The organism is Dactylosporangium sp. CA-233914 (assembly GCF_050942935.1).
GTDB lineage: Bacteria > Actinomycetota > Actinomycetes > Mycobacteriales > Micromonosporaceae > Dactylosporangium.
Genome location: NZ_CP192030.1, coordinates 12,018,400 through 12,042,914 on the forward strand (window position 1 = coordinate 12,018,400; position 24,515 = coordinate 12,042,914).

The 24,515-nt window shown below is 71.8% G+C and carries 27 protein-coding genes; 12 read left to right on the forward strand and 15 right to left on the reverse strand.

Going from position 1 to position 24,515, the window contains the following annotated elements; genetic code table 11:
- Window positions 1-21: 21 nt before the first annotated feature.
- From ACQPY0_RS53575 to ACQPY0_RS53590, 4 genes are all read right to left on the reverse strand, one after another.
- A complete protein-coding gene (locus ACQPY0_RS53575) occupies window positions 22-1,161 on the reverse strand; it encodes a Fic family protein (RefSeq protein WP_432979872.1) in 1,140 nt (379 codons plus the stop codon).
- Window positions 1,162-1,375: 214 nt separating this feature from the next.
- A complete protein-coding gene (locus tag ACQPY0_RS53580; RefSeq protein ID WP_432979875.1) occupies window positions 1,376-1,855 on the reverse strand; it encodes a Uma2 family endonuclease in 480 nt (159 codons plus the stop codon).
- Window positions 1,836-1,982, reverse strand: a complete 147-nt coding sequence (locus tag ACQPY0_RS53585; RefSeq protein WP_432979878.1) for a hypothetical protein — start codon at window positions 1,980-1,982, stop codon at window positions 1,836-1,838. The genes ACQPY0_RS53580 and ACQPY0_RS53585 overlap by 20 nt, the downstream gene beginning before the upstream one ends.
- A 62-nt stretch (window positions 1,983-2,044) precedes the next feature.
- A complete protein-coding gene (locus ACQPY0_RS53590) occupies window positions 2,045-2,749 on the reverse strand; it encodes a class I SAM-dependent methyltransferase (RefSeq protein WP_432979881.1) in 705 nt (234 codons plus the stop codon).
- A 79-nt stretch (window positions 2,750-2,828) separates the two neighbouring features.
- Between ACQPY0_RS53590 and trpB the strand changes: the two genes are divergently transcribed.
- Genes trpB through ACQPY0_RS53605 form a run of 3 tightly spaced genes read left to right on the forward strand, consistent with a single transcriptional unit; the run spans window position 2,829 to window position 5,480 of the window.
- Window positions 2,829-4,013 carry a tryptophan synthase subunit beta gene (gene trpB / locus ACQPY0_RS53595; RefSeq protein ID WP_432979884.1) on the forward strand — a complete coding sequence of 395 codons (1,185 nt, stop codon included), beginning with the start codon at window positions 2,829-2,831 and terminating at the stop codon, window positions 4,011-4,013.
- On the forward strand, window positions 4,010-4,726 hold the full coding sequence (gene trpA / locus ACQPY0_RS53600) for a tryptophan synthase subunit alpha (protein WP_432979887.1): 717 nt from the start codon (window positions 4,010-4,012) through the stop codon (window positions 4,724-4,726). Before trpB ends, trpA begins: the two co-directional genes overlap by 4 nt.
- A 4-nt stretch (window positions 4,727-4,730) precedes the next feature.
- The gene (locus ACQPY0_RS53605) at window positions 4,731-5,480 is read left to right on the forward strand and encodes a GntR family transcriptional regulator (RefSeq protein ID WP_432979890.1); all 750 of its coding nucleotides are present in this window, start codon (window positions 4,731-4,733) and stop codon (window positions 5,478-5,480) included.
- On the opposite strand, the gene ACQPY0_RS53610 is transcribed toward ACQPY0_RS53605, so the two are convergent.
- Complete coding sequence (locus tag ACQPY0_RS53610; RefSeq protein ID WP_432979893.1) at window positions 5,450-6,085, reverse strand: hypothetical protein; 636 nt, start codon at window positions 6,083-6,085, stop codon at window positions 5,450-5,452. The two genes, ACQPY0_RS53605 and ACQPY0_RS53610, sit on opposite strands and share 31 nt — an antisense overlap.
- Before the next feature lie 135 nt (window positions 6,086-6,220).
- Between ACQPY0_RS53610 and ACQPY0_RS53615 the strand changes: the two genes are divergently transcribed.
- The gene (locus ACQPY0_RS53615) at window positions 6,221-7,549 is read left to right on the forward strand and encodes an alpha/beta hydrolase family protein (RefSeq protein ID WP_432979896.1); all 1,329 of its coding nucleotides are present in this window, start codon (window positions 6,221-6,223) and stop codon (window positions 7,547-7,549) included.
- A 422-nt stretch (window positions 7,550-7,971) separates the two neighbouring features.
- On the opposite strand, the gene ACQPY0_RS53620 is transcribed toward ACQPY0_RS53615, so the two are convergent.
- The 3 genes from ACQPY0_RS53620 to mca all read right to left on the reverse strand — a co-directional run bounded on the left by ACQPY0_RS53620 (window position 7,972) and on the right by mca (window position 11,846).
- On the reverse strand, window positions 7,972-10,467 hold the full coding sequence (locus tag ACQPY0_RS53620) for a putative bifunctional diguanylate cyclase/phosphodiesterase (protein ID WP_432979899.1): 2,496 nt from the start codon (window positions 10,465-10,467) through the stop codon (window positions 7,972-7,974).
- Window positions 10,468-10,681: 214 nt separating this feature from the next.
- Window positions 10,682-10,960, reverse strand: coding sequence for a hypothetical protein (locus tag ACQPY0_RS53625; protein WP_432979902.1), 279 nt, complete (start codon window positions 10,958-10,960; stop codon window positions 10,682-10,684).
- 4 nt (window positions 10,961-10,964) lie between these two features.
- Window positions 10,965-11,846, reverse strand: a complete 882-nt coding sequence (mca, locus tag ACQPY0_RS53630) for a mycothiol conjugate amidase Mca (protein WP_432979905.1) — start codon at window positions 11,844-11,846, stop codon at window positions 10,965-10,967.
- 110 nt (window positions 11,847-11,956) lie between these two features.
- On the opposite strand from mca, the gene ACQPY0_RS53635 reads away from it, so the two are divergent.
- Both ACQPY0_RS53635 and greA read left to right on the forward strand, forming a co-directional pair.
- Window positions 11,957-12,379, forward strand: coding sequence for a DUF4307 domain-containing protein (locus ACQPY0_RS53635; RefSeq protein ID WP_432995808.1), 423 nt, complete (start codon window positions 11,957-11,959; stop codon window positions 12,377-12,379).
- Window positions 12,380-12,465: 86 nt separating this feature from the next.
- On the forward strand, window positions 12,466-12,966 hold the full coding sequence (gene greA / locus ACQPY0_RS53640) for a transcription elongation factor GreA (RefSeq protein WP_432979908.1): 501 nt from the start codon (window positions 12,466-12,468) through the stop codon (window positions 12,964-12,966).
- Between the two features lie 15 nt (window positions 12,967-12,981).
- Here the strand turns inward: greA and ACQPY0_RS53645 are convergent, their stop codons facing one another.
- Entirely contained in the window at window positions 12,982-13,299 is a 318-nt protein-coding gene (locus ACQPY0_RS53645; protein ID WP_432979911.1) for a hypothetical protein, read from the reverse strand.
- Here ACQPY0_RS53645 and ACQPY0_RS53650 point away from each other — a divergent pair.
- Window positions 13,271-13,474 carry a hypothetical protein gene (locus ACQPY0_RS53650; protein ID WP_432979914.1) on the forward strand — a complete coding sequence of 68 codons (204 nt, stop codon included), beginning with the start codon at window positions 13,271-13,273 and terminating at the stop codon, window positions 13,472-13,474. The genes ACQPY0_RS53645 and ACQPY0_RS53650 overlap by 29 nt on opposite strands.
- Here ACQPY0_RS53650 and ilvA read toward each other — a convergent pair.
- Genes ilvA through ACQPY0_RS53670 form a run of 4 tightly spaced genes read right to left on the reverse strand, consistent with a single transcriptional unit; the run spans window position 13,450 to window position 17,882 of the window.
- On the reverse strand, window positions 13,450-14,673 hold the full coding sequence (ilvA, locus tag ACQPY0_RS53655) for a threonine ammonia-lyase (RefSeq protein WP_432979917.1): 1,224 nt from the start codon (window positions 14,671-14,673) through the stop codon (window positions 13,450-13,452). The genes ACQPY0_RS53650 and ilvA overlap by 25 nt on opposite strands.
- Window positions 14,670-15,314, reverse strand: a complete 645-nt coding sequence (locus ACQPY0_RS53660; protein WP_432979920.1) for a hypothetical protein — start codon at window positions 15,312-15,314, stop codon at window positions 14,670-14,672. The genes ilvA and ACQPY0_RS53660 overlap by 4 nt, the downstream gene beginning before the upstream one ends.
- Window positions 15,311-16,699, reverse strand: coding sequence for an amidase (locus ACQPY0_RS53665; RefSeq protein ID WP_432979923.1), 1,389 nt, complete (start codon window positions 16,697-16,699; stop codon window positions 15,311-15,313). The genes ACQPY0_RS53660 and ACQPY0_RS53665 overlap by 4 nt, the downstream gene beginning before the upstream one ends.
- A gap of 43 nt (window positions 16,700-16,742) precedes the next feature.
- Window positions 16,743-17,882 (reverse strand): cystathionine gamma-synthase, encoded by a 1,140-nt coding sequence (locus ACQPY0_RS53670; protein ID WP_432979926.1) that lies wholly within the window; start codon window positions 17,880-17,882, stop codon window positions 16,743-16,745.
- 34 nt (window positions 17,883-17,916) lie between these two features.
- Between ACQPY0_RS53670 and ACQPY0_RS53675 the strand changes: the two genes are divergently transcribed.
- The 3 genes from ACQPY0_RS53675 (at window position 17,917) to ACQPY0_RS53685 (ending at window position 19,475) form a co-directional block, all read left to right on the forward strand.
- Window positions 17,917-18,333: an HIT family protein gene (locus tag ACQPY0_RS53675; RefSeq protein WP_432979929.1), complete on the forward strand. Its 417-nt coding sequence runs from the start codon at window positions 17,917-17,919 to the stop codon at window positions 18,331-18,333.
- A gap of 61 nt (window positions 18,334-18,394) precedes the next feature.
- The gene (gene msrA / locus ACQPY0_RS53680; RefSeq protein ID WP_432979932.1) at window positions 18,395-19,066 is read left to right on the forward strand and encodes a peptide-methionine (S)-S-oxide reductase MsrA; all 672 of its coding nucleotides are present in this window, start codon (window positions 18,395-18,397) and stop codon (window positions 19,064-19,066) included.
- Window positions 19,067-19,175: 109 nt separating this feature from the next.
- Complete coding sequence (locus ACQPY0_RS53685; RefSeq protein WP_432979935.1) at window positions 19,176-19,475, forward strand: hypothetical protein; 300 nt, start codon at window positions 19,176-19,178, stop codon at window positions 19,473-19,475.
- 398 nt (window positions 19,476-19,873) lie between these two features.
- Here the strand turns inward: ACQPY0_RS53685 and ACQPY0_RS53690 are convergent, their stop codons facing one another.
- Window positions 19,874-20,023 (reverse strand): hypothetical protein, encoded by a 150-nt coding sequence (locus ACQPY0_RS53690; RefSeq protein ID WP_432979937.1) that lies wholly within the window; start codon window positions 20,021-20,023, stop codon window positions 19,874-19,876.
- 235 nt (window positions 20,024-20,258) lie between these two features.
- Between ACQPY0_RS53690 and ACQPY0_RS53695 the strand changes: the two genes are divergently transcribed.
- Window positions 20,259-21,224 (forward strand): Fic family protein, encoded by a 966-nt coding sequence (locus ACQPY0_RS53695; RefSeq protein ID WP_432979940.1) that lies wholly within the window; start codon window positions 20,259-20,261, stop codon window positions 21,222-21,224.
- 347 nt (window positions 21,225-21,571) lie between these two features.
- The gene (locus ACQPY0_RS53700; protein ID WP_432979943.1) at window positions 21,572-23,962 is read left to right on the forward strand and encodes an IPT/TIG domain-containing protein; all 2,391 of its coding nucleotides are present in this window, start codon (window positions 21,572-21,574) and stop codon (window positions 23,960-23,962) included.
- A 274-nt stretch (window positions 23,963-24,236) separates the two neighbouring features.
- Here ACQPY0_RS53700 and ACQPY0_RS53705 read toward each other — a convergent pair whose 3' ends face one another.
- Complete coding sequence (locus tag ACQPY0_RS53705) at window positions 24,237-24,512, reverse strand: hypothetical protein (RefSeq protein ID WP_432979946.1); 276 nt, start codon at window positions 24,510-24,512, stop codon at window positions 24,237-24,239.
- Window positions 24,513-24,515: the final 3 nt, after the last annotated feature.

Genomic DNA, 24,515 nt, shown 5'->3' on the forward strand with positions numbered 1-24,515 from the left:
GCGAGAGCCGCCGCGCGGTACCTAATCCGGGTAGGGCTCGACCGGCGGTGCGGTCACCGCCGCGCTGATCTCGTCATAAGCTTGTTTGAGGTCGCCTGCGGCGACGTAGTGCAGCGTCGCGCCGTATCCGACCGACTCCACGAGTCCCGCCTGCTCCAGCCGCCGGATATCACGGATCGACTGATCCCGGGACAGCCCCTCCTCGTCCTGATAGACATCCCGCCGCAGTTGATCGGTGGCGGCCGCGTAGAGCGCGGATACCGTCCGCTCGTTCAGCGCGAGCCGGTCGACCATCTCCTCGGCTGCTGTCCATACATCTCGCCCGAGCGTCAGCCTCTTTCCGACCAGTTGGGCCTGGAGGTGGTGGGCCCGCAAGCAGAACCGCACCCATCCACTCGCGCTGAGTTCCGGCTGGTAGGTACCCCGGTTCGTCTCGCGAAGCACCCGGTAGTAGTCAAGCGTATTGACGTCATGTCCCAGCCATTCTTCAATCGAGCAGAATTCCGGATACACCCGGCCGCCTCGCGCGATGACAAGCGTTTGCACGCACCGTGACATCCGCCCGTTCCCGTCGCGCCAAGGATGGATGGCGACGAGGTTGAGGTGCGCCATCGCGGCCCGTACCAGCAAGTGGGTGTCCAGGTCGCCGGCGTTGAGCCATTCGACCAACTCGCGCATGAGACCGGGCACCTCATCGGCGGCGGGCCCTACGTACGCCGGTGCGAGCGGGTCCGTGCCGGTGACAACGATGCCTTTCCGGCGGTACCGCCCCGGAGACTTGGCCTTCCAGAACCGGGTCATCATGAAGTGCAGCGCCGACAGCACGGCTTCGCTGTGCGCAAAGAAGTCCATGTCAGGGGTCTGCATGACCCAGGTGAGCGCGTCCCGGTAGCCGACGACGGCCTCCCTGGACTCTTCCGGAACACTCGCCGGAACCGGCGCTCCGGTCACGATCGCCGACGCGGTACTCAACTCGACCGTATAGCCCTCAATCGTGTTCGAGCCCCGAATCGCCCCAGCGACAAGCCGCTTCCGAACGCCACCGATCCACTCGCTCGCCTTGGACCCGCCGGTCGAACGCTGGAACTCAGCGTAGAACTCGTCGATCTCGGCCAGGACCCGTCGGTCGTCACCGGTCAAAGGGGGCACGGCGTACAGCATGCGACAATGCTACGACGATCGTAGCAGCCTCGCCAACGACGCCGACGGCTTCGCCACTTTGCGACTTACGCCGTAGCACACAGCCGTGCCGAACGAGCGGCGCATGGTCGCCGGAGAAGAGCTACTGGGCTTACAACTTCACTGACACCAATGGCAAGAGGAATAACCCACGCTGATCAAGAGCGGAACGTCTCGCCGTTTGGCTCCCGCCCTATCACGTCGATCCGCTCCACTCCCCCGACGCGGACGGCGTGGTTTCGCAGTCCAAGTAGTTGGCCGGTGTGGCGTTGAGCACCCAGGCAAGCGGCATCGCGGCGCGGGTCTGGTATGCGTCATGGGCGAGCCGATACATCGTGACTGTCTGGCTCGCGTCCCGGCCCACGGTCCAATACTGCACGATGCCTGCGCCGGCATACTCGACGCGCTTCGTCACCGTGTCGGCGGCCTCGGAGCCCGATGAGACGATCTCGACCACGAGCAGCACACCGTCGACCGGCAGCCACACCGTGCGGGGCTGCGCCGGCACCTTGCCCCAGACGACCAGGTCGGGGATTCGCCCGCCCACACCGCCGCCTGAACCGGGGATGCGAAGAGCGACGGCCTGGGTGATCTTTTCAGCCGGCCAACCTGCGGCGGCAAGCCACAACATGATGCGAGTTGCGATGACGGCATGCTCAAAGTCGGGCGACGGCATGACCGACAGGACCCCCCTCAGGGCTGATCTCGTAGCGGTGGCCGTGCGGGTCAGCGGCGATCATGGCGGTGAGATCATCGAGCGTCACGATTGCCGGCATGTGCCGGCCAACGGACTCTGCGCTCATGGCGATCATTTTGTCCGGGCGGAGACCCTCCGACCGTCGCTGTCTGGCCGAGCCACGATTAATTATGGCCACATGGCTACAATACCCTGTGCGGCCACTGAGCGCGATTCCGCAGGCGTCAGGATGAGCCGCGCTGGTGACGCCTCGACAGATACGCGTCGGCCGCGGCGGTCGAGCCCGGCGAGGGCGGCGCCGAGGGCCGGGGCGGTCAGCTGCGGCACCGGCTCCAGGGCGAGGGCGGCGAACCCGGCCGCGGCGAATGAGGCGGCGACGGCGGCCACGGACGGGAACCGGGCGTCGAGGGCGGCCGCGGCTTCCGGGAAGTACCGCATGAGCGTCACCCCGTCGTGGCGCCCAGCGAAGACCGAACGAATCAGCACCGAACCGCCCGGGCGCAGAACGCGGCGGATCTCGGCGGCCGCGGCCGGCAGGTCGGGGATGTGGTGCACGACCGTGGAGAGCCAGACCGCGTCCACGTCCCCGTCGGGCAGCGGGATGTGGGCGGCGTCGCCGGCGAGGGCGGGCTCCTCAGCGACGGCGCGCATCGCGGCGGAGGGTTCGACCGCGGTGACGCTCACGCCGTACCAGCGACGAAACGCCGCCGACCACTGACCCGTTCCCGAGCCGAGGTCGAGCAGGCGCGTCGCGGCAGTGGGGCGCAGGTGGTGCGCGACGCGCTCCCGCCAGGCGGTCAGGGCGTCGTCGCGCAGGTGCCGGCCGGCGGCGAACGCGGCCGCGGCCCGGGCGTCGTAGTCGATGACCGCCACGTCGACAGTCTGGACATCGCCGGGCTTTCGTGCCACAGTTCTAGAACTGTCAGCTGTTCTAGAACTGTGGAGGCTCACCATGGCCGAGCTGCTCATTCGTCCGCGCCGGGAGGTGACCCGGGGGCCGCTCATGGGCGATCCGGGCGCACTCGGGCGGTTCGGGGAGTACGGCGGGCGCTACGTCCCCGAGTCGCTCATCGGCGCGTGCCGTGAGGTCGAGGACGCGTTCCGCGAGGCCTGGGCGGACCCGGGGTTCCGGGGGCAGCTCGACCGGCTGCTGACCACCTACGCGGGGCGGCCGACCCCGCTCACACCCGCGCTGAACCTCTCCACCGAACTCGGGTCCACGCTGCTGCTCAAGCGCGAGGACCTCGCCCACACCGGCTCCCACAAGATCAACAATGTGCTCGGGCAGGCGCTGCTGGCCAGGCGCATGGGGCGCACCCGGCTCATCGCCGAGACCGGGGCCGGGCAGCACGGCGTCGCCACGGCGACCGCGGCCGCGCTCCTCGGGCTGCGGGCCACCGTGTTCATGGGCGCGCACGACATCGAGCGCCAGGGGCTCAACGTGTTCCGGATGCGCATGCTCGGCGCCGAGGTCGTGCCAGTGCACACCGGCGCGCGGACACTCAAGGACGCGACCAGCGAGGCGATGCGGCACTGGGTCGGCGCCACCGAGGAGGCGCATTACTGCATGGGCTCGGTGCTGGGCCCGGCGCCGTACCCGTGGATGGTCCGCGAGTTCCAGCGCGTCATCGGCGACGAGGCCCGCCGCCAGTGCGCCGCCGAGCTGCGTGCTGCGGTGCCGGACTACGTGGTCGCCTGCGTCGGGGGCGGCTCCAACGCGGCCGGCACGTTCGCCGGGTTCGTCGACACGCCGGCCCGGCTGGTCGGGGTCGAGGCCGACGGCGGCGCGAGCGCGAGCCGGGGCCGGCTCGGGGTCCTGCACGGGGTGCGGTCGATGTTCCTGCAGGACGACGACGGGCAGGTGGCCGAGGCGCACTCCATCGCCGCCGGGCTGGACTACCCGGGCATCGGGCCCGAGCACGCGCACCTGCGGGACCTCGGGCGGGCGCGGTACGTCACCGTGACCGACGACGAGGCGGTCGCGGCGGCCACGCGCCTGGCCCGGACCGAGGGGATCATCCCGGCGCTGGAGTCGGCGCACGCCCTGGCCTGGGTGCTGCGCGGCGGGATCCCGGCCGGCTCGACCGTGCTGGTCACGCTGTCGGGGCGCGGCGACAAGGATCTGGGGGCGTTGTGAAACTGCTGATGCCGTACATCACCGCCGGCGTCCGCGCCGGCTGGACCGACTACGTGCGTTCCTACGCCGCGGCGGGCGCGTCGTACATCGAGGTGGGCCTGCCCTTCTCCGATCCCACGCTGGACGGGCCGACGATTCAGGAGGCGACGGCGACGGCGCTGGCGCGTGGGGCGCGACTGGATCGGATATTCAGCGACATATCCGAAATATCGATAAAGGTACCCCTCGTCGCCAGCACCTACGCCAGCCTGGTCATCCGGGAGGGCGCGGAGCGATTCTGCCGCCGGCTCAAAGCGGCCGGCGTCGACGCGCTCATCGTGCCCGACCTGCCGCTGGAGGAGTGCGAGGAGGTCGCCCGCCACATCGACCTGGTCCTGCTCGCCGCGCCCGCCACCCCGGACGCCCGCCTGGCCGAGATCGGCCGCCGCAGCCGCCGGTTCGTCTACGCCGTGAGCGTCATGGGCACCACCGGCGAGCGCGACGCGATCGCCCCGTCCGCCGCCGATCTCGCCGCGCGCCTCAGGCCGCGGACCGAACTGCCGGTCTTGCTAGGATTCGGCATCTCCACGCCGGCGCAGGCCGCGGCGGCGGCCCGGCTGGCCGACGGCGTCGTGGTCGGCGCCGCCCTCATGCGCCGGGTGCTCGACGGCGCCACCCCGGACGAGGCCGGCGCCTTCGTGCGAGAGCTGGGCACGGCGATGTCTGGAGGATGAGTCCTTGGTCCGCGACGGTGAGCCCCGTTACCGCGCCATCGCCGCCGACCTCGCCGCCAAGATCCACGCCGGCGTCTACCCGGCCGGCTCCGCGCTGCCGGCCCAGCGCGAGCTCAGCACGGCGTACGGCGTGACGCTCATGACCCTTCGCCAGGCGCTGCGCGAGCTCAGCGACGAGGGCCTGATCGTCCAGCAGGCGGGGCGGGGCACCTTCGTGTCCCCGCCCCACCTCGCCTACCGCCTCGGCTCCCTGCGCAGCCTCACCGACGACCTGCGCGAGCAGGGCCACACGGTCCGCACGACCGTCGTGGCCGCGGGTCTGACGGACGCGCCGATGTTCGGCCCCGGCGCCCTGCGCCTGGAGCGCGTCCGCGAGTTCGCCGGCCGCCCCTCGGTCCACCAGGTCTCGTGGGTCCCGGCCCCGCACGGCGAGCGACTCCTCGGCACCGACTTCGCCACCACCGCCCTCTACGCCGCCCTGACCGCCATCGGCGTGACCGTGGCCCGGGCGACAGAGACGATCACGCCGGCTCTCCTGCCCGGGCCCTCGCGGCGGCACCTCGCCGCGCCCGCGGACGCGCCCGTCTTCATCAGCTCGCGGGTGACCTACGCGCTCGACGGCGCCACGGTGGTCGCCGACCGGGCCGTGATCCTCGGCGACGCCATGGAGATCCGGGCCGAGCGCGCGGCCAACGGCCTGTCACTGACCTGGACCACCGGCTCTCAGACGTGGCCGCGCAGCGAGTCGTCGTAGGTGACCGCCGGGTCGCCGCCCAGCACGCCCTTGGCCGCCCGCTGGAAGGCCGTCGCCTCGCTGCGCCGCTTCAGCCGCACCGCGACCTCGCCGCACGGCGCCGCCCCGTCCAGCCGCGACATCGCCCCGGCCGGCAGCAGCGCAACGGCGTCGGGCTGCCCGGCCGGCCGGGCGACCACCCCGACCACGGTCCCGGCCACCCCGCGCCCGGCCCGGGTCATTGTGACCCACTCCCCCAGCCGTAGCCCGCGCCCGTCGACGGCGAGCAGCTCCGCGTCGGAGCCGGCCGCCCGCCCCTGGACCAGCGCGGCCCGCTGCAGCTCCGGGCTGCGGACCGCGGTCAGCACCGTCGCCTGCGCCAGGTTCAGCCGGCCGGTGGCGACATCGACGTCGTACAGCGCGTCGTCGCACTCCACCGCGGCCGCCTCCGGCAGCGCCGCCAGCCGCTCGACCTGATCAGGCGTGAACCTCCCGACCAGTCGTACGTCCGCCCCGCCGGGCAGGTCCGCGAACTTCTCGCTCCCGCCGAAGCGGTCCAGCACCACGAACGCCCCGACCGCCGCGACGGCGAACCCCACCACCCCGACGAACCCCCGCCTGATCACAAACCGTGACGGTAGAGCAACACGGAGATCAGCAGTGGTACCCGCACGGTGTGTCCGGCCCGGGGGTCTGCACCACCACGCGATCCGGGTACTGGCGGCATGGGTTGACCGGCCTCGCCCGACGACGCTGGACGCATGCATCGATCGCTGAAAACGTTGACGGCCGTGCTGGTCGCCGCGCTCGTGGCGGCGCTCGCGCCCGGCCCGCCGGCCGGCGCCGAGGCCGCGGACCTGACGAGCACCGAGGTCACGTTCACCGGCCGCGACGGGGTGGTCCTGCACGGCACGGTCCTCGCCCCGGCCGGGGCGAGCGGCGATCGACCGGGGGTCGTGATGCTGGAGGGCGCGGGCAACCGGGGCCGCGGCTACCTGCGTCCCGACGCCGAGGCCTACGCGCGCCACGGCATCGTGACGCTGATCTACGACAAGCGCACGAAGGGGTACTCCCTGCTGCACCGCGACTACTCGGTGCTCGCCGACGACGCCCTGGCCGGGCTGGCGCTGCTGCGTGGGCGGGCCGGCGTCGACCCGGCCCGGGTGGGGCTGTGGGCGCTGTCCGAGGGCGCGTTCGTCGCGCCGATCGCCGCCGCCCGCTCGGCCGACGTGGCGTTCCTGGTCACGGTCGGCGCGGTGGGCCCGACGCCGGCGGCGCAGACGGCGTGGGCGTACGACGAGTATCTCCGCCACGCGGGCGTCTCCGGCGCCGTGTCCCGGGCGCTGCGCACCGCCGTCCTGCCCGCGGCCATCGCCGCCGGCCTGTTCCCGGAGGCCGGCTTCGACCCGGCGCCGGTCTGGCGCCAGGTACGCCAGCCGGTGCTCGCCGAGTGGGGCGAGCTGGACCGGGACAGCGTGCCGGCCGAGAGCGTACGCATCATCCGGGCGGCGCTGCGGGACGGGGGCAACGCGCGGTACCGAATCCGGATCGTCCCCGGCGTGAACCACAACCTGCACGCCACCGCCGCGGAGGGCTTCGACCGGCGGGCCGACCTGCTGGCCGGCTACGGCGACGCCGAGGCGGCCTGGATCGAGTCGGGCTTCGAGCCCGGTCCCGCCGCGGAGGGGGTCGCGCCGGCGTCGGGCTCACCGGCCGCCGCGATCGCCCCGCCCGCCTGGTACCTGCGGCCGTGGCCGCTGGTGGTCCTCACGGTGCTGCTGCTGGCCGGGTTCGCGGTCGCGCCGTCGTGGCGCCTGCGGGTGCTGGGTCCGCTCGCGATCGTGGGGACGCTGCTGTACCTCGTGTTCCTGCTCGCCACCGCCGGCAAGGTGACCGGACCGCCGGTGCTCGGGCGGCCGCTGCCCTGGCTCGGGCTGGAGCTGCTGGTCGCCGGGGTCGTCGTGGCGGCGGCGCTCGCCTGGCGGCGGGTCGGGCCCGCCCGGGGCCGGCGCATGCGGCTCGGGGCCGGCACGGCCGCGGCGGTCCTGCTGGTGCCGTGGGCCGCGGCCTGGGGGCTGTTCAACCTTTGACGCTGGGCGGTGGAAACGGCGGCACTCGCGCAGCACCCGCCCGCAGGACGCTCGGCGGCCGCGGCCGGTAGAACAGGGAACCCTCGGCGCGGACGCGGCGGCACTCGCGCAGCACCGCCCGCAGGAGGCTCGGCGGCAGCGCGGGGGGTAGAAGAGAAGCCCTTTCTGCGCGAAATGGCGGCACTCGCGCAGCACGGCCCGCAGGGCGCTCGGCGGCAGCGGCGGGTAGAACAGGGAGCCCTGGGCGAAACCCTCGGCGCGAAAGCGGCGGCACTCGCGCAGCACCGCCCGCAGGACGCTCGGCGGCAGCGGCCGGTAGAACAGGAAACCCTCGGCGCGAAAGCGGCGGCACTCGCGCAGCACCTGCCCGCAGGAAGCTCGGCGGTAGCGCGCGGGGTAGCAGAGAAGCCCTGGGCGAGGCTTCAGCCGATGCCCTCGGCGCGCAGGTGGCGGCGCTGGAGCTGGCGACGCTCGCGGAGCACCGCCTGCAGGGCGCTCGGCGGCAGCGGCGGGTAGAACAGGAAGCCCTGGGCGGCGCTGCAGCCCAGCTCGGTCAGGCGGGCCCGCTGCTCCGGGTTCTCCACGCCCTCGGCCACCACGCGCAGGCCGATGCGGCGGGCCAGGTCGACGGTGGTCTGCACGATCGCGGCGGACTTGGGCGAGTCGAGCATCTGGGCCACGAACTCGCGATCGATCTTGACCTCCTGGACCGGGACCCGGGTCAGCAGCGTGAAGGCCGAGTAACCGGTGCCGAAGTCGTCCACAGCGAGCTGCACGCCGAGGCGGCGCACGCGGGTCAGCACGTCGTCGACGACCGGGGAGCTGCCGATCATGACCGTCTCGGTGATCTCCAGGATCAGCAGCTCGGCGGGGAAGCGGTGGCGGCCCAGCAACTCGTTGATCGTCTCCGGCAGCTGCCGCTCGGCGAGACTGCGGGCCGAGATGTTCACGGCCAAGGGCACGGCCAGGCCGGCCCGGCGCCAGCCCGCGGCCAGCCCGATCGCGCGCTCCAGGACCCAGTGGGTGAGCGGGGCGATGAGCTCGCTCGCCTCGACGGCCGGCAGGAACTGGCCGGGGGCCAGGCGCCCGCGGCGCGGGTGGCGCCAGCGGATCAGGGCCTCGACGGACGTGATCGGGCCGCCCGCACCCGCCACGCCGGCCGGGCCGGTCAGCGCGACGGCCGGCTGGAACTCCAGGGTGAGTTGCTCGCCCGCCTGGCCGTGCTCGCCACCGCCGTTCAGGGCCTCGCGCAGCTCGGCCAGCAGGGCCAGCCGGTCGGTGCTGGCGTCGTCGCGGGCGGCGTCGTACCAGGCGACCGGCTGGCCGCCGTCCTTGGCCTGGTACATCGCGATGTCGGCCCGGCGCAGCAGCTCGTTGAGGTCGGCCGAGCCGGCCGGGGCCACCACCACGCCGATGGAGCACTCCTTGGACAGGGCCACGCCGCCGATGCTCATCGGCACGGCGATCTGGGTGCCCAGCTTGCGGGCGCGCTCCACGGCGGCGGCCAGGGCCAGGTCGTCGGCGCCGGCGGCCAGGTCGGTGATGAGGATCGCGAACTCGTCGCCGCCCAGGCGGGCGTGCAGGTCCGCGGCCCCGCCGGCGTCGCGGACCCGGCCGGCGATGGCCCGCAGGACCTCGTCACCGGCGGTGTGACCCAGGGCGTTGTTGACCTCTTTGAAGTCGTTGACGTCCAGCAGCAGCAGGGCCACCGGGTCGCGCCGGCCCCGCGCCTTCAGCGCGAGGTTGCCCCGGGCCAGCAGGGCCGCGCGGTTGTAGAGGCCGGTGAGCGGGTCCCGGACGGCGTCGTGCGTGGTGCGCTCGCTCATCGCGCGCAGCTCGCCGTGGGCCATCGCGTCGTGCAGGGCCGCGGCCAGGGCGTCGCCGAAGGTGGCGAGCATGAGCCGGTCGCGGGGGCGTTGGGGCTCGGGCCCCGCCAGCTGCAGCTCGCCGACCGCCACCGAGCCGACAGCCAGCGGGCGGGTCGTGACCGGGCCCGGCGGGAGGTCGCCGTGGGTGCGACCGGCGGCCAGCACGATGCGGGCGGCGGGGACGTGGAAGAGGCGGACGGCGCCGCTGATGCCGGCCTGGGCGGCGTCACGCTCGTCGAGGCGGTTGAGGTCGCGGGCCACGTCGGCGAACTCGGCCCAGGTGCGCCGCTCGTCGTCCTCGCCGATGCGGTTGGCGTAGAACTGGTGCATCAGCCAGAGCAGCGGCGGCAGCAGCACCAGCAGGAACGCGCTGGTGGACCAGGCCCACACGATGACCAGGCCGACGGTGACGTTGCCGATGAGCATCAGCGGGCTGCTGGCCACCATCGAGCGGACCGAGTCCCGCAGGTCGCCGCCGGCCGCCACGATGCGCAGGATCAGCAGGCTGCCGGTGGCCAGGAAGTACACGACCGCGGCCGCGACGAGGGCCGCGACGAAGCGCGGCGGGATGCCCGGGCGCTCGGCCCCGTCCCCCCACGCCAGGCCCATCACCAGGGCGGCCAGGGAGGCGCCGACGGTCAGCGCGGCGACGCCGTAGATGCTTTCGCGCACGGGCCGGGCGCGGCTGGAGCGGGCGTCGACGGCGTGCAGGGCGGCGTGGGCGGCGGCGAAGCCGAGCAGCCCGACCGGCGGGACGGCCGCCGCCGGCAGGCCGGCGCACAGCACCACGATCGCGGCCTCGCCCCAGGCCAGGCGGGCCAGGCCGCCCCCGGCGCGCACGCGCAGGCGGGCCAACTGGGAGACCATGGCCACGGCGGCGCCGATGAGCAGGGCGGCCGGGACGGGCGGACGGGCGGAGATGCTGAACCGATTCAACGCGGCATCGACGGCGCCCTCGGGCAGGCGCGAGGCCGCGGCGAGGGACGCCGACACGCCGAGGGCGGCGGCGACGACCAGGGCTGCGACGAGCCGCGGCGGCAGCGGCCTCATCGGGCCACCGCAACGACCGCCGTCAGGGCCCGGCCGACCGGCGCGGGGACCCGGCGGGCGCCCGTCGGGGCCTTCACCATCTGTCCCCTTCCGTGCCCCACAAGCATGCGCGACCGGCGATATGGAACGCGCCCTGGTGAAGGCTAAGGCACGCGGGAAGGGGACAACAGTGGCCGGTGATGCGTTTCTGACTCAGATCACGCTGCGGCAATACTCAGGCGGGCGTCGATTTGTCCAGCTGATCGGGGTTGGCCCCGCTGTCGGCGGCGGAGCCGGCCTCCGGGTCGCGGTGCTGGGCATCCCGGTCGCGGCGCTGGGCGTCCGGGTCGGGGAACTCGGCCGGGAGGCGACGGATCCGGGCGGTCATGTTGCGGATCAGCAGCACCGTGACGATGCCCAGGAGCACGATGATGAGCAGCCCCATGGGGCCGGCCAGGCCCCCGGAGCGGGTGTCGCCGAAGTTGTTCTCGGCCAGAACGTCGAGCACGCCCATACCCTCACCTTACGCCGGTGAAGAGGTCGTCTTCCGGCGCGGTGGTCTCGACGAACGACTTGACCAGTTCGTAGTCCTCGGTGGGCCAGATCTTCTGCTGGATGTTGAGCGGCACCGCGAACCAGAAGCCCTCGGGGTCGACCTGGGTGGCGTGCGCGCGCAGGGCGTCGTCGCGAGTCTCGAAGAACTCGCCGCAGGGGACCTTGGTGGTGACGCGGGTGTCCGGGTCGGGCCAGTCCTCGCCGTCACTGCGCTGCGACCACTCCTTGAGCCACTCGGTGAAGGGCGACTCGCCGGTCAGCTCCAGCATCGCCTCGTGCAGCAGCGTCATGCGCTTGCGTGACCAGCCCATGTTGTAGTAGAGCTTCAGCGGCTGCCAGGGCTCGCCCTTGTCCGGGAAGCGGGCGGGGTCGTTGGCCGCCTCGAACGCGGCCATGGTGACCTTGTGCGTCATCACGTGGTCGGGGTGCGGATAGCCGCCGCGCTCGTCATACGTGGTGATCACGTGCGGGCGGAAGCTGCGGATCAGCTCGACCAGCGGCTCGGCGGCGACGTCGGGGTCCATGAGGCCGAAGCAACCGTCGGGCAGCGGCGGCAGCGGGTCACCCTCCGGCAGCCCCGAGTCGACGAAGCCCAGCCAGGCCTGGCGCACGCCGAGGATCTCCCGGGCGCGGTCCATCTCCGCGCGGCGGATCTCGGCGATGTTCTGCCAGATCTCCGGCCGGTCGAGCTTCGGGTTGAGCACACTGCCGCGCTCGCCCCCGGTGCACGTGACGACGAGGACGTCGACCCCCTCCGCCGAGTACTTCGCCATGGCGGCCGCGCCCTTGCTCGACTCGTCGTCGGGATGAGCATGCACCGCCATCAATCTCAGCTGCTCGGTCACGAGCTCTCCTCAGGAACGTCAGCGGCCCCGGCGCCGGGGCACCCCGGATAACGACCCTATTGTGGTCGGTACCTCCGACAAAACGACGAGGACGCACACCCGTGACCGACATGGACGAGACGCACACCACACCGAAATACCCGCCCGGGCGCTACGGACGCCGCCGCGAGCCGCAGCCGCGCCGTCCCTGGCTGGTCCTCGCGCTCGCCGCGGTCGTGGCGGTGGCGGGGCTGGCGATCGCGTGGCAGCTCTACGCGCAATACGGCCCACAGGACTTCGAGCCGCAGGTCCAGCGCTTCTACAACGTCACCGACGACGGCATCACGGTCGACTTCGTGGTGCGCAAGGAGCCGGACAAGCGCGCGACCTGCAGCGTGCGGGCCCGCTCGGCCAGCGGCGAGGAGGTCGGCCTGGCCCAGGTGGATGTGCCGACCGGCGCCGAGGCGTACGTCACATACCGCCTCGCCACCAGCGACCGGCCGGTCACAGTCGAGGTGCCGGCCTGTAGCCCGCTGAAAACGACTGACAGGTAACGGTCGCACGAATTCGGGTGGCATCGGTGATGCGGGTCACTGGTACTTTGGTGGTTTGACCGAGCGTGCCCGTAAGGAGATCTTCAGTGTCGACCACCGACGGCGACCAGGCCACCACCTGGCTGTCGCAGGACGCCTATGACCGGCTGCAGGCAGAGCTCGACGAGCTCATCGCCAACCGCCCGGCAATAGCCGCCGAGATCAACGCACGCCGCGAAGAGGGCGATCTGCGCGAGAACGGCGGATACCACGCCGCCCGCGAGGAGCAGGGCAAGGCCGAGGGCCGCATCCTGTACCTCAAGGAGTTCCTCCGCAAGGCGGTCGTCGGCGACGCTCCGACGTCGGACGCCGTCGCGCCCGGCACCGTCGTCACGATCCAGTTCGACGACGACGAGGACGACACGGAGAAGTTCCTGCTCGGCTCGCGCGAGATCGCCGCGACCACCGACCTGACCGTCTACAGCCCGGAGTCCGCCCTGGGCAAGGCGATCCTCGGCGCCAAGCGCGGCGACACGGTGACCTACACGGCCCCGAGCGGCGCCGCGATCAAGGTGAAGGTCATCGAGTTCGAGCCCTTCGCCGGATGAGCATCGCGCGCACCCTCACGTTGATTTGAGGGTGCGCGCCGGCCGCGCGCAGTGGGTGGCGAACTCCGCGTCGATCCGGTCGTTCCGCGCCGAGCTCGCCACCACCGACGCCGATTCGCCGGCCTGGGCGTCCACCGCCCGAGCTCGCCGCCCCGGCCGCATATGCGAGTCCATCCGGGTCGCCTTCGCGATATCGGCGTCGCGGCGGGCCTCGATTCCCGGCCGGGCGTCATCCAGCATCTTCCCGATCGGCTCGGGCCGTCGCGGCACCGGTCGGCCGGCCCGCGCATCCCGTTTGACCAGCATGAACGCGCTGCTGGCGAGCATGATCACGTCGAGCGGCTCCACCGTGGCGGCCCGGCCGGCCCGGGCCCGGAAACGCCAGGCCGCACTGCCGCAGACCCGCGGCGAGGATCGCCAGGATCATGAGGTACGGCAGCAGGCTTATGACGACGAGCACCGCGAACGCCACGGTGCAGCGGGCTACAAGCCGAAGGTCACCGTGTAGCCGGCCGAGCGGAGCGCGTTGACCAGCCGATCGGAGTGCTCGGAACCGCGCGTCTCGACCGACAGGCCGAGCTCCACCTCGCCGAGTTGCAGCCGCGGGTCCTGGCGGCGATGGGCGACGTCGACGACGTTGGCGCCCTGCTCGGCGATGCAGGTCAGCACCTTGGCCAGGTGGCCGGGGCGGTCGCTGCAGCGCACGGTGAAGGTGAGATATCGCCCGGCGGCCGCCAGCCCGTGCTCGATCACCCGCATCATGAGCATCGGGTCGATGTTGCCGCCGGAGAGCACGGCCACCACCGGCGTCTCGACCTTCACCTTGCCCGCGAGCAGGGCGGCCACCCCGACGCTCCCCGCCGGCTCGACCACCATTTTGCACCGCTCCAGCAGCATGAGCAGCGCCCGGGAGATGTCCTCCTCGCTCACCGTGACGATCTCGTCGACGAGCTTGGCGACGTGGGCGAAGGTGAGGTCGCCGGGGCGGCCCACCGCGATGCCGTCGGCGATGGTGCCGAAGGAGTCCAGCCGCACGGGGCGCCCCTGCCGCAGTGACGGCGGGAACGCGGCCGCGTCGGCGGCCTGCACGCCGATCACCCGCACGTCGGGGCGCAGGGACTTGATCGCCGCGGCGAGCCCGGAGATGAGCCCGCCCCCACCGGTGCCGGTGATGACGGTCTTGACCTCGGGGACCTGCTCGAGCAGCTCCAGCCCGACCGTGCCCTGGCCCGCGATGACGTCGGGGTGGTCGAAGGGGTGGATGAACACCGCGCCGGTGCGCTCGGCGAACCCCTGTGCGGCGACCAGGGCCTCGTCGACGGTCCCCCCGGCGAACTCGACGGCGGCGCCGTAGCCGCGGGTCGCGGCGATCTTGGGCAGCGGGGCTCCGACCGGCATGAACACGGTGCTGGCGATGCCGAGCAGCCCCGCGGCGAGGGCGACGCCCTGGGCGTGGTTGCCCGCGCTGGCGGCGACGACGCCGCGGGCGCGCTCCTGCGGCGACAGGCGCGTCAGGCGGACGTACGCGCCGCGGACCTTGAACGATCCGGCGCGCTGGAGGTTCTCGCACTTGAGCCACACCGGGCCGCCGAGTTTGGCGGTCAGCGGCCGGCTGGGCTCCACCGGGGTCAGGCGGGTCACACCGGCCAGCAGCTGCCTGGCCGCTTCGATCTCGGGCAACGTAACGAGATCCGTTGAGACGGTCATGCCCCGATCGTCCCACCAATCGCCGGGGCCGCGGCCTCCTGGGCCCGCAGGCTCGCCACCCGGCCGTACTGCGCGCTGGTGACCCGCGCGATCAGCAGCAGGGCGAGCGCGGCGGCGAGCACGAACAGCGCCGCGGCCGGCAGGTTCAGCACGAGCTGCCGGCCGAGGAGGTGACCGGCGAGCGCGTCGTCGACCGGATGGCCGGCCCGGGCCTGCCCGCGCACCGCGCCGATCTCGCCGGCGTTGTCGCGTCCGGCGGCCCAGGCCAGTACGAGTGCCACCGCCCCGGCCGCCACCGCGGCCCGCAGCAGCCAGACCAGCGCCGTCACGCGCCGCCGCAGCGCCGGGTCGCGCCCGACGCTGTCGGTGATCCGGCGCGAACGGATGCCGAACGCGGCGAGGTTCGCGCGGGCGCGACCGGCCCACGCGACAATCGCCGCAAATGCCACAGCAGCCGACAGCATCGTCAAGGTCCAGGCGCCGACCCGCAGTGTGGCGGCGAGCGCGGCGGACTCGGCGCCCGGGTGGTGGACCGCCCACAGGTCGGCGACGGGCAGAAAGGCGATCACGAGCTGGGCGAGCGCCGCCGCGGCGAGGCCGAGCTGCGTGACGGTCGCCCAGTGCGAGATCGCCCTGATCATCGGCGCCGGGCCGCCATCCGGGGCCAGCCGGGTGCGTGCCGGCGCCAGGGCGCGGCCTGCTCCAATTGGCCGGCGAGGGCGAGCAGCAGCAGCTCCGAGCCGGGCGGCCCGACGAGCTGCACGGCGACCGGCAGGCCGTCGGGGCGCACCCCGACCGGGATCACCAGGCCGGGGAAGCCGGCGAAGTTCCAGGGCGCCTCGTACGGCGCGTAGCGGGTGTTGACCAGCATGTTCGCGGCCCAGGAGCGGGCCGACCAGCGGTCCGCGGCCGGGGGCGCCGTGGCGAGGGCGGGGGTGACCAGCACGTCGTACCTCCCGTCGCCGAACCAGTTCCGGCAGTTTTCCCGCCAGGCGGCCCGGTCGTCCTCGCGCACGAGCCCGCGCCGCAGGGCCGCCTCGCCGAGCGCCATGTGGCGCCGGGTGCGCGGCTGCAGCGCGGCCCGGTCAAGCCCGGCGGCGTCGAGGCTCGCCGCGGCGAACCAGGTGGCGAGGACCCGGGCGGCGAGCGCGGGCGGGTAGCCGGGGTCGGCCCGCACGGCGCCATGGCCGTGGGCGAGCAGGAGCCGGACCGCGTCGCTGAGCCCCTTGCGCGCCCCGGCGTCGGGGAAGACACCGGTGACGGGGCTGCGCAGCGAGACGGCGACCCGCAGCGGGCCCGGCTCGGTGAGCGCGCGCGGTGCCCGGCCGCAGAGCACCGCGTAGCCGAGGTGAGCGTCGGCGACCGTGGTGGCCAGGATGCCGTTCTCCGCCAGGCCGTACCAGTCGTTGACCCCGATCCCGGCCGGCACCACGCCCCGGCCGGGCTTGAGCCCGACGATCCCGCAGCAGGCGGCCGGGATGCGGATCGAGCCGAGCCCGTCGTTGCCGTGCGCGATCGGCACCAGCCCGGCGGCGACCGCCGCCGCCGACCCGCCGGAGGAGCCGCCGGGCGTGCGGTCGGTCCGCCACGGGTTGCGGGTGATCGCCTCCCGGTCGTCGGTGGTCGCGAAGATGCCCAGCTCCGGCATGCGGGTGACGCCGACGACGACCGCGCCGGCCCCGCGCAGCCGCCGGACCACCTCGTGGTCGCGGTCGACAACGGGGCCGCGGGCGGCGGCCGAGCCGCTCCACGTGGGCAGGCCCGCCACGGCGACGTTCTCCTTCACCGCGACCGGCACCCCCGCCAGCGCCAGGTTGCCCAGGCCGGGCTGGTCGTCGACGATCTCCGCCTCGGCGATCGCGGCGCCGGCGCGCACCTCGCGGAACGCGCCGACGATGCGGTCGTACGCCCGGATGGAGTCCAGGTGATCGGCCACGACGGCGGTCGCCGAGGTGTCGCCGCGGCGCACTGCCCGGGCGATCTCCTTGGCCGTGGCGCCTACCCAGGTGGTGGAGCGCTGCAGCATGCGAAACACCCTTCCGTACCCATCGACGGTGCGGTCAAGTGTGTCAACGAGCGAGCGCGTACTCCAGATCGGCCAGAAGATCGTCGATAGTCTCGATTCCGACGGACAGCCGGACGAGGTCGCCCGGGACCTCCAGCGGGCTGCCGGCGGCGCTGGCGTGGGTCATCCGGCCGGGGTGCTCGATCAGTGACTCGACGCCGCCGAGCGACTCGCCCAGCACGAACAGCCGGGCGCGGTTGCAGATCTCGACCGCGTCCTCCTCGCTGCGGGCGCGGAAGCTCACCATGCCGCCGAAGCGTCGCATCTGCTTCGCGGCCGTCTCGTGGCCGGGGTGCCCGGGCAGGCCCGGGTAGAGCACCTGCGCCACCGCCTTGCTCCGGGAGAGGAACTCGACGACCTTCTCGGCGTTGTCGCAGTGCCGGTCCATGCGCACGCCGAGGGTCTTGATGCCGCGCAGGGTCAGCCAGGCGTCGAACGGGCCGTTGATCGCGCCCATCGCGTTCTGGTGGAAGGCGAGCCGCCCCATCAGCTCCTCGTCGGTGCCGATGAGCGCGCCGCCGACGACGTCGGAGTGCCCGCCGAGGTACTTCGTCGTCGAGTGCACGACGAGGTCGGCGCCGAGGTGCAGGGGCTGCTGCAGATACGGCGAGGCGAACGTGTTGTCGACCACGAGCAGCGCCCCGCGGTCGTGCGCGACCTGGGCGAGCGCGGCGATGTCGGCGATGCCCAGCAGCGGGTTGGTCGGCGTCTCGACCCAGACGATCTTCGTGCGCCCGGTCATCGCGGCGCGGACCGCGTCGACGCTGTGGACCGAGGCGGCGGTCCAGTTGAGCCCCCAGCGCTCGGCGACCTTGGCGAAGAGGCGGAACGTGCCGCCGTAGGCGTCGTCGGGGATGATCACGTGGTCGCCCGGCCCGCACACGGTGCGCAGCAGGGTGTCCTCGGCCGCGAGGCCGGAGGCGAAGGCGAGCGCCCGGCGGCCACCCTCGAGCGCGGCGAGGCACTCCTGCAGGGCGTCGCGGGTCGGGTTGGCGGTGCGGCTGTACTCGTACCCCCGCCGCGGCGCGCCGACGGCATCCTGGGCATACGTGCTCGTCTGGAAGATCGGCGGCACGACGGCGCCGGTGGCCGGGTCCGGCTCCTGGCCGGCGTGGATGGCGAGCGTCTCGAAGCCGTGGCTCATGGCCTCGACCCTAGCGGCGGATAGTCTGGCGGTCGTGTCGGACTGCCTGTTCTGCTCGATCGCGTCGGGCGCCGTGCCCGGGTTCATGGTGGCCTCCACGGACACCGCCGCGGCGTTCCTGGACATCCGCCCGGTGTTCAAGGGCCACGTGCTGGTCGTGCCGAAGACGCACGTGGTGACGCTCACCGATCTGCCGCCGGCGGACATCCCGGAGTACTTCGGCTTCGTCCAGCGCATCGCGGCCGCCGTCGAGAGCGGCCTGAGCGCGGGCGGCTCCTTCGTCGCCATCAACAACCGCGTGTCCCAGAGCGTCGCCCACCTGCACACGCACGTCGTGCCGCGAACCAAGGGCGACGGCCTCAAGGGCTTCTTCTGGCCGCGCACGAAATACGCGTCCGACGATGAGGCGTTGTCCTTCGCGGAGAAGGTCTCCGCCGTAATGAGCTCTTAAGGCATCGCGGCGACTTTCGCGGCAAACTTGAGCCCGAGAGCATCAAGTTAAGGAGCGGATCGTGTTCCTGCGGTACACCAAGCAGCTTGACCTGCCGACCGCCGAGTCGGCCATCCCCGGCCGGGACACCGAGATGCCCGTCGCCGCGAAGCACACCGTGCTCGGCACCCCGCTGCGCGGCCCGTGGCCGGCCGGGCTGGAGGTCGCCTACTTCGGCATGGGCTGCTTCTGGGGCGCGGAGCGCATCTTCTGGCGCATCCCGGGGGTTTACTCCACCGCCGTCGGCTACCAGGGCGGCTTCACGAAGAACCCGACGTACGAGGAGACCTGCTCCGGCGGGACCGGGCACACCGAGGCCGTGCAGGTGGTCTACGATCCGGCGAAGGTGTCCTACGAGACGCTGCTGAAGGCGTTCTGGGAGAACCACGACCCGGCCCAGGGCATGCGGCAGGGCAACGACGTCGGCACGCAGTACCGCTCGGCGATCTACACGACCACGCCGGCCCAGGCGACCGCGGCGGAGTCGTCCCGCGAGGCGTTCGCGCCGGTCGTGCGCAACTCCGGCCGCGGCGAGATCACCACGCAGATCGCCCCGGCGGGGCCGTTCTACTACGCGGAGGACTACCACCAGCAGTACCTCTCCGACGCCAAGAACCCGGGCGGCTACTGCAACCACGGCCCCAACGGCATGACGTGCCCGATCGGTGTCGCCCAGGTCCCCGACGCTCGCTAGCTCGTCCTGTGACGGCTTTCTGGCCCCGACCGAAGAACTGGTCGGGGCCGGCGGGCGCATCAACGTCCCGGCGACGAGCCGATCGACCGGCTCGACGACAATTTCCCTCGTGGGCATCAGTGCGAGACTGACGAATTACCACGGCGCCACCGTCGACACAGTGACCGGGCACGACATCAACGAACTGGTCGAGGCGGCACGTGAGCGGTCCTATCCCATGCTCGGCTACATCGACGCGTATGGGGACACGCAGTTCAACGTCGTGCAGATGCAGCTGTTGATCCCGGAGCTTGAGTCGCTCGAGAGCGCCGGGCCCGAGGCGGTACGGGCCACAGCGACCGCTCTCCTCGAGTTGGCCCGGAAGGTTCCGCGCCGACCCCACCAGTACCTGCTGTTCCTCGGCGACTAGAGCCGCTTCTAATACCGCACCGTTCGCCAGAGTCCAAGAACCCGGGCGGCTACTGCAACCACGGCCCCAACGGCATGACGTGCCCGATCGGTGTCGGCACCCTGCCGTCCTGATCTCTCGACGCCGCGTCGTGCACCAAATCAGGTGTCGGCCCGCACTGAATGCTGATGACCTCGTTCCCGTCGTGCGGCGTGACCATGTACCAGATGGTTACGCCGTCGGCGGGTAAATGAAGTTCATAAGCACCTGGCAATGGATCGCCCGGCGGGAACGGATCTGCGAGCGCTGGAACCGGGTCGTCGAGAAGGTGGAAGATCGCACGCTGGACTGTCTATCGCAGTCGCTGGGGAAGTGCCTCTACCTGTTGCCACGCTTGCTCAGGGAAACGAATCTGCCGGTCAGGCACGAATTCCCCACGCCTCGGCGAGCTGCCCGCGCGTGAACACCTGAGCCTCGTCGCCGGGTCCGGCGCCGCGGTCTGCCTGCATGAGGGTCAGCGCGACCCCACGGGCGGCCTCGCGGCGCAGACGCCTCAGCCCTGCCTGCATGGCGTCGAACTCGACCCGGGCCTGCCCCGTCGGCGTCGCCCAGGCCCGGCCCCCGACGCCACCTGACCTGCCCGAACCATGTGGCCGCCAGGCCTGCTGGCGGCCATTTTGTTCGGAACAATTAGATCGGGCCAGGCGTACAACTTGACGTTTGTTCGGTACGGTTAGTTTTCGCCAAACCCAACAAACCTCAGGAGCAGCCTGGTCTGGCCCAGGCCGACCGTCCCGAGCCACGGTGTACCAACGTCTCGATGAGGCGGTCGCCGAACTCCGAGACCGCCTCGGTGGCCTCCCGTCTCCGGCCGAAGCGGAGGACATCTGGTCGGACATCTGGCACCAGGAGGCCCACAACAGCACGGCGATCGAGGGAAACACCCTCGTCCTCCAAGAGGTGGAAAAACTCCTCGAGGAGGGCCGAGCCGTCGGCGCGAAGCCACTCAGCGAGTACATGGAGGTCAAAGGGTACGGCGATGCCGCCAAATGGGTCTATGGGCAGGCCCTGGACCCCGGTGGATGGCAGTCCGGCGACCTGATCTCGTTGCAAGAGGTCCGGCAAGTCCACTACACGGCGATGACGCCGGTGTGGACCGTTGCGCCGCACCCACATGCGACCACATCCGAGGCTCCGGGAAACTTCCGCCAACACGAGATCGCCAGGTTTCCAGGAGGCATGAAACCCCCAACGTGGGCGGACATCGACTCGCATATGCGTAGCTGGATCGATATGGTCAATGACCTGCGACTCGATAGCGATGCGCCGTGGCCCGAACGACTGGCCGGCGTCCACAACCAGTTCGAGCAGGTACATCCGTTCCTGGACGGCAACGGACGCGCCGGACGGCTGTTGCTGAACCTCATTCTTTGCAGACTCGGCTACCCACCGGCGATCATCTACAAACGAGACCGCGACAAGTACCTGCGAGCCATGAGGCGGGCAGATGCTGACGAGCCCGGTCCGTTGGGAGAACTGATCGCCCGAAGCGTCACGACGAACCTCTACCGCTTCGTCATGCCAGCCGTCGCTGGTCCCGTGAAGCTTCTCCCGCTCCCCGCGCTGGCATCCCCCGAACTGTCGGAGAACGCACTCCGCGCCGCCGCCGTTCGTGGACGACTCCGCGCCATCAAGGGAGACGACGGGTCTTGGCGCAGCAGCAAGAAGTGGGTTTCTGATTACGTCGATTCCCGACACAGGAGATCTTGAAGGATCCGAGATGTGACCAGCCTGGCCGCGCGAGCGGTGGCCTTGCGGTAGCCCGGGACTGGCGAACGCAGGTGGCGGGGTGCGTGGTGGTCACCGGCACAGCGAGTACATCACTGATCGCCAGGATCGAGAACCTGAACCGCAGGGCGCCCCCTCCGCCGGGGGTGCCCTTTTCGCGCCCTTAGCAGGGAATACGAGCGGATCTCGCGGATTGGCGGTTTTGAGGAACTTTCAGGTACCTCACTGCTACGTTGAGTGACAGTCCGGATGCTGAGCGCTACCTCTTCAGGGAGCCGCGCCCACCGACCACTCCCAACCCCGTGGCAATCAACGGAGGAGACACTCAAGTGCAAGTCAGAAAACGACTGCCCGGCGGCCGGCCGGTCGCCCGTGCGGCCGTCGTCCTGGGCGTGGTAGCGACCGGTCTGGTCGCGACGACATCGCCCAGCTTCGCCGCCGCCGACCCGATCACCACGGTCACGCCCGCGCACGGGCCGAGCGGCGGTGGCAACATCATCTCGCTCACGCCGACGACGGGCACCACCTTCAGCGGCGCCGGCAGCCCCCTCGTGCAGTTCTCGTTCACCGCCTGCGCCGACCCGCTCGTGGCCCAGACGCCGGTCACCTCGGCCAGCGGCGCCGTCACCGCGGGCGTCGTGCGGGCCTCGACGGTCTCCGTCAGCGGCGCCAATCTCCAGGTCACCGTGCCGTCCACGCTCAGCCTGCCGCCCGACGTGACCGCGCCGACCCCGTTCTACATCTGCGTTTACGACGGCAGCGTGGTGGGCACCACGGCGCTGCTCGCCGAGACGGCCACCGCCGCGTACACGGTGAACCCGATGCTCGTCGCCACCCCGACCAGCGGCGCCAGCGGCGGCAACTACGCGGTCGACCTGACCACGCCGAACCCGGCCTTCACCGCGTACTCGACGGGCTACACGGTGCAGTTCCAGGCCAAGACGGCGGCCGGGGTGGTCTGCGCCGCCACGCCGCCGAGCGCCTCCCCGCCGAGCGCGTCGAACTCCACCACGATCACCGGCGGCGTGGTCCAGATCCCGGCCGCGAACCTGCAGGTGCCGTCGACACGCACCATGAAGGTGCAGATGCCGGCGACGATGATCCAGCCGTACCTGACGGCCCTGCCGACGGTCATGAGCACGAACTTCAACGTCTGTGTGTACGCCAGCAACGCGCTGGTGGCCGAGACGCTGCCGGGCTCGCCGTTCAACCTCAGCGGCAACGTCGCACTGAGCGCCTCCACCGGCTCGACCGCCGGCGGCAACTCGATCACGATGACCGCGTTCAGCACGATCTTCACCAGCGGCTCCACCTTCGTGCAGTTCCAGAGCTCGGCGTCGAACCACAACGACTGCGACCAGTACCCGCAGGCCAGCGGCGCGATCGTCCCGACCACGTCGCAGATCCGGTTCATCTCGACCTCGAAGATCGCGGTCACGCTGCCCGCGATCGCGGCCGGCTCGTACAACGTCTGCGTCTATGACGTGGCCAGCGCGGCCTCCGGCAACCACCTCGTCGCGCAGGGCTACGGCTTCTACACGTCGGGCGACCTGCCGGTGATCCAGTCGGTGTCCCCGGCCACCGGCCCGGCGCAGGGCGGCTCGACGATCGTGGTGAGCGGCCAGTACCTGCCGAGCAGCCTCGGCTCGATGACCGCCGCGATCGGCGGCGTGCCGATGACCATCACGGCCCAGACCGCGACCAACTTCACCGCGGTCACGCCGCCGCACGCCCCGGGCTCCGGCTACTCGATCACCATCACGCTGACGAACGGCCAGACCTACGAGGGCAAGAACCTGTTCACGTTCACCAACGGCATCACGGTGACGCCGAACACGGCGCCGAACTCGAAGGTGACCGGCACCGACCTTGACGTTCAGGGCGTCGGCTTCCAGGACCTGACCTTCGCCGCGGCGGGCACCTACGAGCCGAACAGCACCAAGGCGCACGTGTACCTGGTCAAGGGCGGGTACGACCCGAAGGGCTCGGGCACGGTCAAGGCCAACGGCCAGGCCGCGGAGTGCGCCGACGTGCTCGTCGTCTCCGACACCAACCTGATCTGCACGCTGTACACCATGGGCAACGGCCCGCTGTCGACCGCCTCCGCGCGCAGCGTCCAGGGCTGCACCGCCGCTTCCGCCGCGACCACGCTGACCGCGGGCGGCGCCTGCACCTTCAGCTCGACCGACGTCGGCATGACGATCATCGGCACCGGCATCCCGGCGGCGACGACCATCACCGCGGTCAACTCGAGCACCGGTGCCGCGACGATCAGCAAGGCACTGACGGCCGCCGTCACCGGCACCACGGTGATCAACGTGTGGGCGCCGGCCGCGGTGAAGTCGCTGACGGACGCCAGCGGCGCCAACGGCCAGAAGAACCTGACCACCACGACGGCCGTGTTCGCCGCGACGGACGTCGGCAGGGCCGTGTACGGCGCGAACATCCCGGCCGGGACGGTCATCACCGCGTTCACCGACACCAAGAACGTGACGCTGTCCAACAACCTCACCGCCGCCCAGACCGCGGCGGCCAGCCTGGCCCAGCCGATCTTCGTGGCCGGCACGGGTCCGATCCCGAACGGGACCTACACGGTCACCGTGGTGAGCAGCGGCGCGGTCAACGCCAACGTCGTCTCCACGACCAACCCCAGCGCCGCCACGTACGTGCAGTCGATCATCTCGAGCGGCTCCACGTTCACCGTGGCGGACTACAACTAGTTCATGACGACGGCCCGGAGCTTGCGCTCCGGGCCGTTGCCGTGCTCAGGGTTTTGGCAGGCGAGGGCACAAATCGCGATATATGCGGGGGAACCACGAGAAGTGCCCTCGCCTGCCGGGTAGACCCGCCCGATCCCTGGGGAGGACGCCTGGCCGGAGGCGTTCGGAGCCGGCGGAGGCATGCCGGCAACCGTGTCCGGGCGGGTCTTTGTGTCGCGGGACTGCGTTGCACTGGCGGGGCGCGCCGGAGTCTCCGCTTGGATCAACGATCGAGTTACAGGAAGGTTCCCCGGTTTCCGCCGGCGCGGTGCCAGCCGCCGCGGGAGCCGCCCGGCCGGCCGAGGTCGATGCGCCAGTCGGGCATGGTGCGCAGGCTGTACAGGTCGTGGCGGGCCGTCCATGCCTCGTTCCACGGGCGGCGGGAGGCCTCGGCGGCGTTCTGCGCCAGCCGGCGCGGCGCGCAGGGCCACTCGCGCCCGCACCAGAGGCACTGGCCCTCCCCGTCAGACTCGCTGTGCCGACTCAGGATCTGCGTGGCGTCCCGCCACAAGAG

What these genes read in the sequence shown, in the direction of transcription:
- ACQPY0_RS53575 (WP_432979872.1), bottom strand. Translation starts at nt 1,161, where the DNA reads ATGCTGTACGCCGTGCCCCCTTTGACCGGTGACGACCGACGGGTCCTG.
- ACQPY0_RS53580 (WP_432979875.1), bottom strand. Translation starts at nt 1,855, where the DNA reads ATGCCGTCGCCCGACTTTGAGCATGCCGTCATCGCAACTCGCATCATG.
- ACQPY0_RS53585 (WP_432979878.1), bottom strand. Translation starts at nt 1,982, where the DNA reads ATGAGCGCAGAGTCCGTTGGCCGGCACATGCCGGCAATCGTGACGCTC.
- trpB (WP_432979884.1), top strand. Translation starts at nt 2,829, where the DNA reads ATGGCCGAGCTGCTCATTCGTCCGCGCCGGGAGGTGACCCGGGGGCCG.
- ACQPY0_RS53615 (WP_432979896.1), top strand. Translation starts at nt 6,221, where the DNA reads ATGCATCGATCGCTGAAAACGTTGACGGCCGTGCTGGTCGCCGCGCTC.
- ACQPY0_RS53620 (WP_432979899.1), bottom strand. Translation starts at nt 10,467, where the DNA reads ATGAGGCCGCTGCCGCCGCGGCTCGTCGCAGCCCTGGTCGTCGCCGCC.
- ACQPY0_RS53625 (WP_432979902.1), bottom strand. Translation starts at nt 10,960, where the DNA reads ATGGGCGTGCTCGACGTTCTGGCCGAGAACAACTTCGGCGACACCCGC.
- ACQPY0_RS53635 (WP_432995808.1), top strand. Translation starts at nt 11,957, where the DNA reads ATGGACGAGACGCACACCACACCGAAATACCCGCCCGGGCGCTACGGA.
- ACQPY0_RS53650 (WP_432979914.1), top strand. Translation starts at nt 13,271, where the DNA reads ATGAACGCGCTGCTGGCGAGCATGATCACGTCGAGCGGCTCCACCGTG.
- ilvA (WP_432979917.1), bottom strand. Translation starts at nt 14,673, where the DNA reads ATGACCGTCTCAACGGATCTCGTTACGTTGCCCGAGATCGAAGCGGCC.
- ACQPY0_RS53660 (WP_432979920.1), bottom strand. Translation starts at nt 15,314, where the DNA reads ATGATCAGGGCGATCTCGCACTGGGCGACCGTCACGCAGCTCGGCCTC.
- ACQPY0_RS53665 (WP_432979923.1), bottom strand. Translation starts at nt 16,699, where the DNA reads ATGCTGCAGCGCTCCACCACCTGGGTAGGCGCCACGGCCAAGGAGATC.
- ACQPY0_RS53670 (WP_432979926.1), bottom strand. Translation starts at nt 17,882, where the DNA reads ATGAGCCACGGCTTCGAGACGCTCGCCATCCACGCCGGCCAGGAGCCG.
- ACQPY0_RS53690 (WP_432979937.1), bottom strand. Translation starts at nt 20,023, where the DNA reads ATGCAGGCAGGGCTGAGGCGTCTGCGCCGCGAGGCCGCCCGTGGGGTC.